The following is a 13,922-nucleotide window of genomic DNA, read 5'->3' on the forward strand; positions in this document are numbered from 1 at the left end:
CGCATCCCGCAGGATGACGACCGTGCGTCAGGCCATGGCGGCGCGGTTCACCTGGCGCAGGTCATGCAAAAAGCGCTCGGCCGGGAGTGGATGGCCCAGCAGGTAACCTTGCAGGGAATCACAACCCAACCGGGTCAGGAAGTCTTGCTGCTGGTCGGTCTCGACCCCTTCGGCAACGATCCGCAGCCCCAGGGCCTGGCCAAGGGCGACGATCGCGGAGACGATGGCGGCGTCATCGCTGTCGTGCTCCAGGTCGCGCACGAAGCCGCGGTCGATCTTCAATTCATTGGCCGGCAGGCGCTTGAGGTACATCAGGCTCGAATAGCCGGTGCCGAAGTCATCGATGGACAAGTCCACGCCCATGTCGGACAACTGCTGCAGTACCGTCATGCTCGCATCCGCATCACTCATGGCAGTGGTTTCAGTGATTTCCAGGGTCAGGCTGTTGGCCGCCAGGCAATGGGTTTCCAAGGCCTTGGCGACGCTCTGCACCAACCCGGTGTGGCAGAACTGCAAGGCCGAGAGGTTCACCGCGATGCGCCAGTCGGTGTAGCCGAGCACGTACCATTCGCGCATCTGGCGACAGGCTTCGTTGAGCACCCATTCGCCGATGGGGATGATCAGCCCGGTCTTTTCCGCCAGGTCGATGAACGTGTCGGGCATCAGCAGGCCCTGGGTCGGGTGGGTCCAGCGCAACAACGCCTCGGCCCCCACCGGACGCCCATTGGCGGCGTCGAACTTGGGTTGGTAATGTAGGCTGAACTGGCGCTGCTCGACGGCGATGCGCAAATCCTGCAGCAACTGCAATTGCTTGCGGGCGTTGCTGTTCATCGACGCGTCGAAAAAGCTGTAGCCGTTCTTCCCCGCCCCCTTGGCGTGGTACATCGCCGCGTCGGCATTCATCAACAGTTCTTCAGCGCTGGTGCCGTTGCCGGGGTACACGGCGATGCCGACGCTGGCGGAGATCTGCAAATCGTGCTCGGCCACCCGGAACGTCTGGCCCACCAACCCGACCTGGCGGGCAGCCAGGCGCAAGGCGTCGTCCGGCTCGGCCAGTTGCACCAGCAGCACGAACTCATCGCCGCCGATCCGCGCCAGGGTGTCCTGGCTGCGCAAATCCTCGCGCAGGCGCAGGGCCACGTCGCGCAGCAACAGATCGCCCATGTGGTGCCCGAAGGCATCGTTGACCGGCTTGAAGCCATCGAGGTCGATGAACATCAGGGCAAAGCAGCCGCCCTGCTCTTGCACCCGGTGCATGGCCTGGCCGATACGATCGGCCAGCAGCACCCGGTTGGGCAACCCGGTGAGCGGGTCGTGCAGGGCCAGTTGCGTCAGTTCGCGATTGGCCACGGTCAAGGATTGGGCCAGTTCGGCGGTGCGGGCCTCCAGGCGCGCATCGAGAATCGAGGTCAGCAAGGCGATGGCCAGCACCGCCAGGGTGGTGATCAGCACCACGTTGTCCAGGCCCTTGCCGCTCAGGCCGTCCAGGGCGCCGCAAAAGCTGCCGTCGCGAAACTGCGCCCCGGCCATGCCGGTGTAGTGCATGCCGACAATGGCGACGCCCATGATCACCGCGGCGCCGGCCCGGGCCAGGCGCACGTGAGGGGTGTTCTGGCGCAGGCGGAAGGCAATCCACAGGGCCGCCGCGGAAGCACCTACGGCAATCACCAACGAGGCGCCGAACAGCGTGGGCTCGTAGTCTATGCCCGGCTGCATCCGCAACGCCGCCATGCCGGTGTAATGCATGGCACTGATGCCAGCCCCCATGACCAGCGCACCGAACGCCAGTTGATACGCCGGCAGGCGCGGCTGGCTGACCAGCCACAAGGCAAAGCCGCAGGACAAAATGGAGATCAGCAACGACAGCGCGGTGATGGAAGTGTCGTAGCCAAGGCGCACCGGCAAGGAGAACGCCAACATGCCGATGAAGTGCATGGACCAGACGCCCACGCCCATGGCCAATGCCCCGCCGGCCATCCACAGGTGCGCGGCGCGGCCCTGGGCGGTGGCGATACGCCCGGCCAGGTCGAGTGCGGTGTAGGAAGCCAGGACAGCAACGAACAGAGAAATGGAAACGAGCGCGGGGGAATACGTACCGATCAACATGGAGTGTTCTCGTAACGAAAGAGCCGGACTGCCTCCATGCCCGATTGTACGCCGCGATTGTACTCAATCGCGGCGCAAGCAGGTATCAAAAAGCCATCACTCTTGGAGATTTGCGACGAAAGACATTCTGCTGCCGGACAAGCGACGGTCAATCTAAATCTTGCCCCGCCCAAAAAGAAATGCGGGCTCGCTCCACAGGTTGGCTACCTGGGATCGCCTGAGCATACTAGGCGTCTCTTTTCCGGACAGTGAGTCCCCATGCCCTTCCTCGCCCGTACCCACCCGCGTCTGTCCAGCGCCATGGCCGTCGGCCTGGCGGTGGGCGTCCTGGCGCCTGCGGACAGCCTCGTCAGCAAGGTCCTGATCGGCTGGAATGCCGGGGTCTGGACCTACCTGGTGCTGATGTTGTGGCTGACCGTACGCGCCAAGGCCCCCGACGTCAGGCGCATTGCCGAGATCGAAGACGAAAACGCCGGGCTGGTCTTGCTGATGGTCTGCATCGCCGCCTTGGCCAGCCTGGCCACCATCACCGTCGAACTGGCCGGCAGCCGCGACCTGCACGCCGCCGGCAAGCTGCTGCACTACGGCTTCACGGCCATGACGGTGATCGGCTCATGGTTGCTGATCGGCGTGATCTTCAGCGTCCACTACGCGCGGCTGTATTACACCTGGGAGGGCACCGAGCCGGCGCTGCGCTTTGCCGAAGGCCTGACTACGCCCAATTATTGGGATTTCCTGTATTTCTCCTTCACCATCGGGGTCGCGGTGCAGACGTCGGACGTGGGCGTCGCCACCCGCCAGTTGCGCAAGATCGTGCTGGCGCAATCGCTGATCGGGTTCGTGTTCAACACGGCAATCTTGGGGTTTTCGATCAATATCGCGGCGGGGTTGTTCGGGTGAGGCCGAAGGGAGCGCTGCGCGCCCCAACAGGAACACGCTCCCTCGCCCAGGGAACCACCTGGATCAGGACGATGGGGCGGGCAACCACAATCTGAACCGAGCCCCGCCCAGCGGTGAAGTCTCGACGGTCAAGGTGCCGCCCTGGGCTTGCAAGGCACGGCGGCTGATGGCCAGGCCGAGGCCGAACCCGCCGGTGGCGCGGTCACGGCTGCGGTCCAGGCGGTAGAACGGCTCGAACACCCGCTCACGCTCGTCATCCGGGATGCCGATGCCGTCATCGTCGACCCAGATCTCACAGCCGTGATCGCCCACCAACACCCCGACCTGGATGTGCTTCTCGCAGTAACGCATCGCATTGCGCAGCAGGTTCTGCAAAGCCCTGGCGGTCAGGCGCGGGTCGAGTTCGAAGCGCTCCAGCGCTCCGTGCAGCAACACGTCGATCACCACGTCCGGGGCCGCCAGGTCTTCGTCGACACTGCCCAGGATGCTGTCGATGAATTCGTCCAGCGACACTTCGACCCGCTCGGGCAAGCGTTCGGGGTTCTGAAGACGGCTGTAGGACAGCAGTTCCAGCACCAGTTCATCCAGCTCGCGAATGTGCGCCACCAACCCTTGCAGGCGCTCGCGACTGGCGGGCGGCAAATCCTCGGACAGCGCCAGGGCCAGGCCGAAGTCGAGCCGGGTCAGCGGCGTACGCAGTTCGTGGGACACCGCGTTGAGCAGGTCGCGCTGCTGGTTGAGCAGCTTCTCGATGTCACCGGCCATGGTGTCGAACACATGGGCCAGGCTGCCGATGTTCGAACTGGAGGCAATCTGCGTACGCTCGCCCAAGTGGCCCTTGCCGAAACGCTCGGCGGTGCGCCTGAGGCGCTCCAGGTCACGCCAGTGCGGCCGCAGCCAGAGCAACAGGCACGCGAGCATGGTCGCGCCGATCAGCACATTGATGCTCCAGTACAGCCAGTTGACGTCGGTCGGATCCGGCGGAACGATCATCTTGACCGCCATGCGCTCACCCAGCGGTGCCACCGCCAGGGTGCGCCAGGCCCAGTCACCGAGGCGCACGATGTTTTCGCCACGGCTGAGCTGCGCCCGCTCGGCTTCGCTGAAGCCCGGGTCATCGAGGCTCGCCAGTTCGATGCGCAGCGGCTCGAAGTCCTTGTCCATCTGCGCCGCCAGCGCCGGCCACTGCTCGCGGGGCACGGCGTGGAACTGCTTGACCATCAGGGTCTGCAAGCCTCGGGAATGGTCGAGGTTGTAGCTCACGAAGCGCTCATGGAACAGACGGACCACCAGTTCCGGCATCAGGTAGATCGCCGCGCTGTAGGAGACGATGGTGACCAGGTACAGGCGAATCAGCAGTTTCCACATCGGCTCAGCATTCCCACTCGGAACGGCTGAACAGGTAGCCTTTGCCCCAGACGGTCTTGATCTTGCGGGCTTCGCCGGCGTTGTCGTCGAATTTGCGCCGCAGCTTGGAAATCGCCACGTCCACCGAGCGATCGGTGCCGTTGAACTCGATGCCGCGCAGGCGTTGCAGGATCTGGTCACGGCTCAGCACTTCGCCGGAATGCCGGGCCAGCACCACCAGCAGGTTGTACTCGCCGCTGGACAGTTCCACCGGCTGGCCGCGCCAGGTCACGGTGCGTTCGGACAGGTCGATGCACAGGTTGCCCATCAGAATGCGGTCGTTGGCCGTCTGCGGTTCGGCGAGGCTGCTGCGCCGCAGCAAGGTCCGCACCCGCGCCAGCAAGACCCGCGGCTCGCACGGTTTGGTGACGTAGTCGTCGGCGCCCATTTCCAGGCCCAGGACCTGGTCGTGACTGTCGTCCCGGGCGGTGAGCATCAGGATCGGCAAGGTCGCCGAATCGGCCCGCAGCAGGCGACACACCTGCAAGCCGTCCAGGCCCGGCAGCATCAGGTCGAGGATCACCAGGTCCGGCGGATTGACCCGCGCCCGCTCTCGCACGTGGTCGCCGCGGGCCAGCACGTTGACTTGATAGCCGTTGCGTTCCAGGTAACTGGCGATCAGCTCGGACAACGCGCAGTCGTCTTCGACCAGGAGGATGTTGGGCATGGGGTGTTCCAGAAAGTGCTGGGGTGCCTGGCAGGCCTTTATCTACCGCGAGCAAGCTCCCACAGGGGTTCGCATAATCATTGTGGGAGCGAGCTTGCTCGCGATGAGGCCCGGCAAGACACCGATGATCTCAGGTTGCCAAGGATATACGCCCTCGCCCAACCCGACGCAAAACCCTTACACAATTTCACACACCCCCAACAAAGCTTTACCAACGCCCAGGCTCGCCCGCCGTAGCATGGCACCGCTCATTATTGGGGATGCACCATGCCAAAGAATTCTTTCGCCACGCTGGGTCTGCTGCTCGGTGCGCTGTCGTTGAGCGCCTGCGACAGCGCCGCGCCGCCCACGGACGAAGCGCCGCTGCCCACCGTGGCCGTCGAAACCATCGAAGCCCGGCCACTGTCCATCAGTAGCGAATTGAGCGGACGCATTGCCGCGCCACGCACCGCCGAAGTGCGCGCGCGGGTGCCCGGCGTGGTGTTGCAGCGGGTGTATCGCGAAGGCAGCGATGTGAAGAAAGGCGACGTGCTGTTTCGCATCGACCCGGCGCCGTTCAAGGCCGACCTCGACAGCGCCGAAGCGGCGTTGCGCAAAGCCGAGGCCAACGCCTTCCAGGCACGCCTGCAAGCGCAACGCTACGCGCGCCTGATCGAGGACAACGCCATCAGCGGCCAGGACTACGACAACGCCCGGGCCGCTGATCGCCAGAGCGCCGCCGATGTCGCCGCCAGTAAGGCCGCCGTGGAACGGGCCCGGCTGAACCTCGGTTATGCCACGGTCACCGCGCCCATCGCCGGACGCATCGGCCGGGCGCTGGTAACCGAGGGTGCGCTGGTCGGCCAGAACGAAACCACGCCGCTGGCCCTCATCCAGCAGTTGGACCCGATCCACGCCGACCTCACCCAATCGACCCGCGAGCTCAACGAGCTGCGCCGGGCCCTGCGCGCCGGCCAGTTGCAGCAGGTCGAGCCGGGCCAGGCCAAGGCCACGCTGATTCAGGACGACGGCAGCCTGTACCCGCTGCCGGGCAAACTGTTGTTCGCCGACATCAGCGTCGACCCAGGCACCGGCCAGATCACCCTGCGCAGCGAGTTCCCCAACCCCGACCTGGACCTGTTGCCGGGCAGCTTCGTGCGCGTGCGCCTGGAGCAGGCCGTCGATCGCCAGGGCATCAGCGTGCCGCAGCGGGCCATCCTGCGCGACAGCGCCGGCATCGCCCAGGTATTGCTGGTCGATGCCCAGCAGACCGTCAGCCTGCAACCGGTGACGCTGGGCGCCGTGCAGGATGACCGCTGGATCGTCACCCATGGCTTGAAGCCGGGCGACCGCATTGTCGTCGAAGGCCTGCAACACGCGCGCCCCGGTGAAAAAGTCCGGGTCGATGACTCCCCTCTTCCACTTGCCCAGGTCCCTGGCCAGTAAGCAGGACGTTTGCCATGCCGCAGTTCTTTATCGACCGCCCGGTGTTCGCCTGGGTGGTGGCGTTGTTCATTCTGCTGGCCGGTGTGCTGGCAATCCCGCAGTTGCCGGTGGCGCAGTACCCCGACGTCGCGCCGCCGCAAATCGAAATCTACGCGGTGTACCCCGGTGCGTCGGCGCAAACCGTGGACCAGAGCGTGGTCAGCCTGATCGAGGAAGAGCTCAACGGCGCCGATCATCTGCTGTACTTCGGCTCCCAGAGCAGCCTGGGCAGCGCCACCATCACCGCGACGTTCCAGCCGGGCACCAACCCGGAGCTGGCCCAGGTCGATGTGCAGAACCGGCTCAAGGCCGTGGAATCGCGCCTGCCCCAGGCCGTCACCCAGCAGGGCTTGCAGGTGGACAAGGTGTCGGCCGGTTTCCTGCTGCTGATCACGCTCACCTCCAACGACGGCAAGCTCGACGATGTGGCGCTCAGTGACTACCTGGCGCGCAACGTGATGAACGAGATCAAGCGCCTGGACGGCGTCGGCAAGGCGCAACTGTACGGCGCCGAGCGAGCGATGCGGATCTGGATCGACCCGCAGAAACTGCTCGCCTTCAACCTGACGCCGGCCGACGTCAATGCCGCCATCGTGGCGCAGAACGCCCAGGTGTCGGCGGGCAGCATCGGCGACCTGCCGGCACGCACCACGCAGGAGATGACCGCGACGGTGCTGGTCAAGGGGCAGTTGTCGACGCCCGAAGAGTTCGCCGACATCGTGCTCAAGGCCAACCCCGACGGCTCCACCGTGCGCATTGGCGACGTGGCGCGGGTGGAAGTCGGCAGCCAGGAATACCAGTTTTCCACGCGGCTCAATGGCAAGCCTTCCACCGCCGTTGGCGTACAACTGTCGCCGGGGGCCAATGCCCTCAACACCGCGACGCTGGTGCGCACGAAGATGGATGAGCTGTCGCGCTACTTCCCCGCGGGCGTCGAGTACAAGATCCCCTACGACACCTCGCCGTTCGTCAAGGTCTCGATCACCAAGGTGGTGTACACCCTGGGCGAGGCCATGCTGCTGGTGTTCGCCGTGATGTTCCTGTTCCTGCAGAACATTCGCTACACCCTGATCCCGACGCTGGTGGTGCCCGTGGCGCTGATGGGCACGTTCGCGACCATGCTCGCCCTGGGTTTTTCCATCAACGTGTTGACCATGTTCGGCATGGTCCTGGCGATCGGCATTCTGGTGGACGACGCCATCGTCGTGGTGGAGAACGTCGAGCGGATCATGGCCAGCGAGGGGCTGTCGCCCAAGGAAGCGACGCGCAAGGCGATGCGGCAGATCACCGGCGCGATCATCGGCATCACCCTGGTGCTGGTGGCGGTGTTCATTCCCATGGCGTTCATGCCCGGATCGGTGGGCGTGATCTACCGGCAATTTTCGCTGTCCATGGCGACCTCGATCCTGTTCTCGGCGTTCCTGGCCCTGAGCCTCACGCCGGCGCTGTGCGCGACCTTGCTCAAGCCCATCGACCAGGGCGAGCATCACGCCAAGGGCGGTTTCTTCGGTTGGTTCAATCGCCGCTTCGACCAATTGGGCGATCGCTACCAGGGCTGGGTCGCCTACGCACTCAAGCGCACCGGCCGCTACCTGCTGATCTACGGGGTGCTGCTGGTGGGCATGGGCCTGCTGTTCACGCGCCTGCCCTCCTCGTTCCTGCCCGTGGAGGACCAGGGCTACACCATCACCGACATCCAGTTGCCGCCCGGCGCGAGCAAGAACCGCACGGTGCAGGTGGTGGAGCAGATCGAAGCCCATAACGCCGGCGAGCCGGGCGTGAGCGACAGCACGGTGATCCTCGGTTTCAGTTTTTCCGGCAGCGGGCAGAATGCGGCCCTGGCGTTCACCACCCTGAAGGACTGGTCGCAGCGGGCAAGCGATGATTCGGCCAGCTCGATTGCCGACCGAGCCAACCAGGCGTTCGGCGCAATCAAGGACGCCATGGCCTTTGCCGTGTTGCCGCCACCGGTGGATGGCCTCGGCACCTCCAGTGGCTTCGAGTTCCGCCTGCAGGATCGCGGCGGCCTCGGCCATGCCACGCTGATGCAGGCCCGCGACGAATTGCTCGCCGCGGCCGAGAAAAGCCCGGTGTTGATGAACGTGCGTGAAAGCGCCCTGGCCGAAGCGCCGCAGGTTCAACTGGAGGTCGATCGAAAGCAGGCCAATGCCCTGGGCGTTTCCTTCGCCGAGGTGGGCAACGTGCTGTCCACGGCGGTGGGCTCGGCCTACGTCAATGACTTCCCCAACCAGGGGCGGATGCAGCGGGTGGTGGTCCAGGCACAAGGCGAACAGCGCGGCCAGGTGGCCGACCTGCTGAAGATCCATGTGCGCAACAACGCCGGGAAGATGGTGCCGCTGTCGGCGTTCGTCCAGGCCAAATGGACCCAGGGCCCGACACAATTGACCCGCTACAACGGCTACCCGGCCATCAGCATTTCCGGCGAACCGGCGCCCGGCCACAGCACCGGCGAAGCCATGGCCGAGATCGAGCGGCTGGTGGCTCAGGGGCCGGGCGGCCTGGGGCAGGAATGGACCGGGCTGTCCCTGCAGGAACGCTTGTCCGGCAGCCAGGCGCCGCTGTTGCTCGGGCTGTCGTTGCTGGTGGTGTTCCTGTGCCTGGCGGCGCTGTACGAGAGTTGGTCGATCCCGACGTCGGTGCTGCTGGTGGTGCCACTGGGGGTGCTCGGCGCGGTGCTCGCGGTGTCGATGCGCGGGCTGCCCAACGATGTGTTCTTCAAGGTCGGGCTGGTGACCATCATCGGGTTGTCGGCGAAGAATGCGATCCTGATCATCGAGTTCGCCAAAAGCCTGTACGACCAGGGCCATGACCTGATCGACGCCACGCTCCAGGCGGCGCGCCTGCGCCTGCGACCGATCATCATGACGTCCCTGGCCTTCATCCTCGGCGTCGTGCCCCTGGCCATCGCCACCGGCGCTAGCTCGGCGAGCCAACAAGCCATCGGGACCGGGGTGATCGGCGGGATGATCACCGCGACCCTGGCGGTGGTGTTTGTCCCGGTGTTCTTTGTCGGGGTGATGAATCTGGTGCGCAAGCGTCCTGACAGCCACTGATCGGCCGGGGTGCGGCTTGCCTAGGATGACGAGGCTGGATGGGCGGCCGCCTTCGCGAGCAAGCTCGTTCCCACAAAGGGCCCCTCGAACACTTGGGAAACCTGTGGGAGCGAGCTTGCTCGCGAAAGCGGTCGCGACGCACGGCGAGTCTCAGGCCCGCCGTGCTAGCAGCAGCCCCGCCGCACAGGCCGCGATGCGCTCGCAGGCCTGGGCCAGTTTCAGCCGGTCGACCACCAGCCCGATGCGGATATGCCCCGCCGCGCTGGGGCCGAAAGCCTCGCCGGCGAGCACCGAGACGCCATAGCCGTCCAGCAGGTGTTCGGCAAAGCCTTGGGCGTCGAGACCGGTCTGGCGGATGTCGACCATGACGAACATGCCGCCATCGGGTCGCACCGGCTTGAGGCCCGGACAGTCGCCAAGCATGGCGCACACCAGGTCGCGGCGCTGGCGATACTCTTCGCGCATGTGCGCCACTTCAGGCAAATCTTCTTCGAGGGCCACCTGGGCCGCCCGCTGCACGAAATCCGGCAGGCCGAAGAGCATGCACAACGACAGGTTCGCCAAGTGTTCGGCCAGGGGCTCGGGCCCAAGTACCCAGCCAATGCGCCAACCGGTCATGGCATGGGATTTGGACAGGCTGTTGATGGTCGCCGTGCGTTCGGCCATGCCTGGCAGACTGGCCGGGCTGACGTGCTCACCTTCGTACAACAGGTCGCTGTAGACCTCGTCGCTGATCAGCCACAGGTCATGCTCGATGCACAACTGCGCCAGTCCTCGCCAGGTCGCGAGCGGCAGGCTGGCGCCTGATGGGTTGTTGGGGCTGTTGAGCAGCATCGCCCGGGTCCGCCCGGTAATCAGGCCGGCCACGTCGGCCGGTTCGACCCTGAACCCGTTCTCCGGACGTACCGCCACCGGCACCACTGTCGCCCCGCAGGCACCGAACACCGCCTCGTAGGTGACATACATCGGCTCGGCGACGATCACCTCGTCGCCCGGGTCGAGCAGGCACTGCGCGACTGCATACACCGCGCACTGCGCGCCGGGCAACACGGTGACATGCCCGGCGTCGACCGGCTGGCCGCAGCGCCGCTGGTGACGCCGGGCAATGCGGCTGCGCAAGGTGTACAGGCCACGGATGTCCGAGTAATGCGTATCCCCGGCCCGCAGGCTGCCCACCGCGGCATCGACGATGGCGCGCGGTGTGTCGAAATCCGGATCGCCCACCGACAACAGCAGCACGTCCATGCCCTGTTCGCGCATGGCCAGCGCCCGATCGTGAATGTGCCAGGCGGCGGCGCCATCGCCGGTGATGCGTTGGGTCAAGGCTGAAAAGCGCATGCATATCTCCTGATTGCGCGGTGTCCAGCCTCAACCCTATCTCAAATCACAAACCGCGCCACCATCGCGTTCAACGTCACCGCCAGGCGCGACAGTTCGTGGGACGCGTCGCTGGTCTGTTTCGCACCGCTGGCCGACTGGGTGGCGAGGTCGCGAATGTTGACCAGGTTGCGGTCCACTTCGCGGGACACCTGGGCCTGTTCCTCCGAAGCGCTGGCGATGACCAGGTTGCGCTCGTTGATCTGGTGGATCGATTGGGTGATCTGTTCCAGGGCCACGCCGGCGGCGCGGGCCATTTCCAGGGTGCTCTGGGTGCGCTGGTTGCTTTGCTGCATCGACTGCACGGCCTCACCGGTGCCGTTCTGGATACCGGCGACCATTTTCTCGATTTCCTGGGTCGATTGCGCAGTGCGGTGGGCCAAGGCCCGGACCTCGTCGGCCACCACCGCGAAGCCGCGTCCGGCCTCCCCGGCGCGGGCGGCTTCGATGGCGGCGTTGAGGGCCAGCAAGTTGGTCTGTTCGGCGATGGCGCGGATCACGTCCAGGACCTTGCCGATATCGCGCCCCTGCACCGCCAGGCCTTCGATCATCGCCGCGGTGCTTTGCACGTCGTGGGTCATGGTCTGGATCGCCTCGACGGTTTCCACCACCCGCGAGCGACCTTCCCGGGCCGCCTGGGTCGATTGGTTCGACGCCTCGGACGTGGACACCGCATTACGCGCGACCTCTTCCACTGCGGTGGTCATTTCGTTGACCGCCGTGGCGGCCTGTTCGATTTCGTTGTGTTGCTGTTGCAGGCCACGGGAAGATTCCTGGGTCACCGCGCTCAACTCTTCGGCGGCGGCGCCCAACTGGGTGGCGGAGCCGGCGATCTGCTCGATGGTCTTGCGCAGGCTGGCTTGCATGTCGGCCAGGGCCTTGAGCAACCGAGCGGGTTCGTCCTTGCCATCGTCCGTGATCACCTGCACCAGGTTCCCGCCGGCAATGACTCGCGCCGCCTCCAGCGCTCGGTTGAGCGGCAACACAATGCTGCGAGTCAGCGCCAGCGCGAGCAGCACGGTGGCCAACGCAGCGACGACCGACACGATAATGATTGCCGCCAGCGCGTTGTCAAAGTGCGCGCCCGCCTCGGCCGACGCCTCTACAGAGCCGGACACGTTGATCGCGATAAGCTTGTTGAGCTGCTCGCCCATCAGGTCGGTGCCTTCCTTGATTCGGCTATTGATCAGGGCGCGCAGCTCATCGACCTTGTTCTGTCGCGACAGGTCGAGCATCTCTTTCTGGGCTTGCAGGTAGTTGCCAAGGGTCACGGAAAAAGTCTTGTACAGCTCTTTTTCCTCGGCTTCGGCTGGCAACGCCGCGTAACTGGTGTCGGCCTTGTGCAGTTTCTCCACCAGCACACCGATGCGGGTTTCGGCCTCTGCCAGGCTGGCCGGCTCGCGATTGACCAGGATACGGAACGACAGGATGCGCATGCGCAGCACGTTCTCCAGCACGTTGGCCAGGTACGCGACGCTGGGCACCTGGTTTTGCTCCATGTCCACCGAGGTCTGGCGGATCACCGACATGCGATTGGCGGCGAATAAGCCCAGGCCAATGACAAGCAGAGCAATGAAAGCGAAGCCAAGGAAGGCTCGGGGCGCGATGTTCAGGCTACGAAGGGACATGTAAAGACTTCGGGGCGATGGGGTCGAGCATCCATGCCAGTCAGTGTAGGGTGGGGTGCTGATGGGTACGCTTAACCCCTTTATCGGCTGGGCTGTAGGCTTTTTACAGGGGGATGTAAAAAAATATTTCAGGAACACTTATCGGCTGGCGACCTGCCACAGCCGGGCAATATCCCGGGCCCGCTCGCCCAGCAGCCGCGCCGCATCGGCACAGGCCTCTTGCAGCGTCATCGGGCCGCTGGCCAGGGCGAAGGCGGCATCGACACCGTGCTCATACAGCGCCGGATAGCCCTCCCCCAGCGTACCGGCGATAACCAGCACCGGCACGCCGTGCTGGCGGGCGATGCGGGCCACGCCGAAGGGCGTCTTGCCGCGCAGGGTCTGCGCGTCGAAACGGCCTTCGCCAGTGATCACCAAGTCAGCGCCCTGTACCGCAGCGGCCAGCCCCACCAGTTGGGCGACCACCTCCACGCCCGTGCGAAACCGCGCGCCGAGGAACGCCTTGGCGGCGAACCCGAGGCCGCCGGCGGCACCGCTGCCCGGTTCGTCGCGCACATCCTTGCGCAGAGCCTGGGCACAGTGTTCGGCGAAGTGTCCCAGGGCTGCGTCCAGCCACTGCACTTGCTGGGCGGACGCACCTTTTTGCGGGCCGAAAATGGCGGAAGCCCCCTGGGGGCCGCACAGTGGGTTGTCGACGTCGGCGGCAATCTCGAAATCGACTTGGACCAGGCGCGGGTCCAGCCCGCTGAGGTCGATGCGCGACAGGTTCGCCAGGGCCAGGCCGCCCGGCGCAAGCGCCTGGCCGTGTTCATCCAGCAACGCCACGCCCAGGGCTTGCATCGCACCGGCACCGCCGTCATTGGTGGCACTGCCGCCGATGGCCAGGATCACCCGCCCGGCCCCTTCATCCAGGGCGGCGCGAATCAGTTCGCCAGTGCCATAGGTGCTGCTGGAGCAGGCATCGCGCTGCCCCGGCGCGACCAATTGCAGGCCGCTGGCCTCGGCCATTTCGATGATCGCGGTGCGGCTCTCGGGCAACCAGCCCCAGCTTGCCTCGACCGCGCTGCCCAACGGCCCCCGGACCCGGCTGCGGCGCCATTGTCCGTTGCAGGCCGCCAGCACCGACGCCACCGTCCCTTCCCCGCCGTCGGCCATCGGGCACTTGATCAACTGTGCAGCCGGCCAGACCTGGGCCAGCCCGGCGGCGATGGCGTCGGCGACGCCCTGGGCACTGAGGCTGTCCTTGAACGAGTCGGGGGCGATGACTATTTTCATATTATTCTCCGGTTCCGATGCCCA

General features: G+C 65.5%; 9 protein-coding genes and 1 pseudogene. 3 read left to right on the forward strand and 7 right to left on the reverse strand.

Annotated features, from left to right (window positions below):
- Nucleotides 1-27: 27 nt before the first annotated feature.
- Nucleotides 28-2,106 (reverse strand): bifunctional diguanylate cyclase/phosphodiesterase, encoded by a 2,079-nt coding sequence (locus AD664_RS00480; protein WP_053143654.1) that lies wholly within the window; start codon nt 2,104-2,106, stop codon nt 28-30.
- A 258-nt stretch (nt 2,107-2,364) separates the two neighbouring features.
- On the opposite strand from AD664_RS00480, the gene AD664_RS00485 reads away from it, so the two are divergent.
- Entirely contained in the window at nt 2,365-3,006 is a 642-nt protein-coding gene (locus AD664_RS00485; protein WP_053143655.1) for a DUF1345 domain-containing protein, read from the forward strand.
- 63 nt (nt 3,007-3,069) lie between these two features.
- Here AD664_RS00485 and AD664_RS00490 read toward each other — a convergent pair whose 3' ends face one another.
- Together AD664_RS00490 and AD664_RS00495 are read right to left on the reverse strand one after the other, a co-directional pair.
- Entirely contained in the window at nt 3,070-4,374 is a 1,305-nt protein-coding gene (locus AD664_RS00490; protein ID WP_053143657.1) for an ATP-binding protein, read from the reverse strand.
- A gap of 4 nt (nt 4,375-4,378) precedes the next feature.
- The gene (locus tag AD664_RS00495) at nt 4,379-5,080 is read right to left on the reverse strand and encodes a response regulator transcription factor (protein WP_042729407.1); all 702 of its coding nucleotides are present in this window, start codon (nt 5,078-5,080) and stop codon (nt 4,379-4,381) included.
- Nucleotides 5,081-5,347: 267 nt separating this feature from the next.
- Here AD664_RS00495 and AD664_RS00500 point away from each other — a divergent pair, with 267 nt between their 5' ends.
- Together AD664_RS00500 and AD664_RS00505 are read left to right on the forward strand one after the other, a co-directional pair.
- Nucleotides 5,348-6,505, forward strand: a complete 1,158-nt coding sequence (locus tag AD664_RS00500) for an efflux RND transporter periplasmic adaptor subunit (protein ID WP_053143660.1) — start codon at nt 5,348-5,350, stop codon at nt 6,503-6,505.
- A 14-nt stretch (nt 6,506-6,519) separates the two neighbouring features.
- Nucleotides 6,520-9,618 carry an efflux RND transporter permease subunit gene (locus AD664_RS00505; RefSeq protein ID WP_053143661.1) on the forward strand — a complete coding sequence of 1,033 codons (3,099 nt, stop codon included), beginning with the start codon at nt 6,520-6,522 and terminating at the stop codon, nt 9,616-9,618.
- A gap of 150 nt (nt 9,619-9,768) precedes the next feature.
- Here AD664_RS00505 and AD664_RS00510 read toward each other — a convergent pair whose 3' ends face one another.
- From AD664_RS00510 to AD664_RS00520, 4 genes and pseudogenes are all read right to left on the reverse strand, one after another.
- Complete coding sequence (locus tag AD664_RS00510) at nt 9,769-10,956, reverse strand: pyridoxal phosphate-dependent aminotransferase (protein ID WP_053143663.1); 1,188 nt, start codon at nt 10,954-10,956, stop codon at nt 9,769-9,771.
- A gap of 41 nt (nt 10,957-10,997) precedes the next feature.
- Entirely contained in the window at nt 10,998-12,059 is a 1,062-nt protein-coding gene (locus AD664_RS00515) for a methyl-accepting chemotaxis protein (RefSeq protein ID WP_371260932.1), read from the reverse strand.
- A 75-nt stretch (nt 12,060-12,134) separates the two neighbouring features.
- Nucleotides 12,135-12,623, reverse strand: a pseudogene (locus tag AD664_RS28060) (MCP four helix bundle domain-containing protein); the annotation flags it as partial.
- 138 nt (nt 12,624-12,761) lie between these two features.
- A complete protein-coding gene (locus AD664_RS00520; protein ID WP_053143667.1) occupies nt 12,762-13,898 on the reverse strand; it encodes a glycerate kinase in 1,137 nt (378 codons plus the stop codon).
- Nucleotides 13,899-13,922 lie beyond the last annotated feature (24 nt).

The sequence above is a fragment of the Pseudomonas sp. P97.38 genome (genome assembly GCF_001269745.1).
In the GTDB taxonomy this organism is placed as follows: Bacteria; Pseudomonadota; Gammaproteobacteria; order Pseudomonadales; family Pseudomonadaceae; genus Aquipseudomonas; species Aquipseudomonas chlororaphis_E.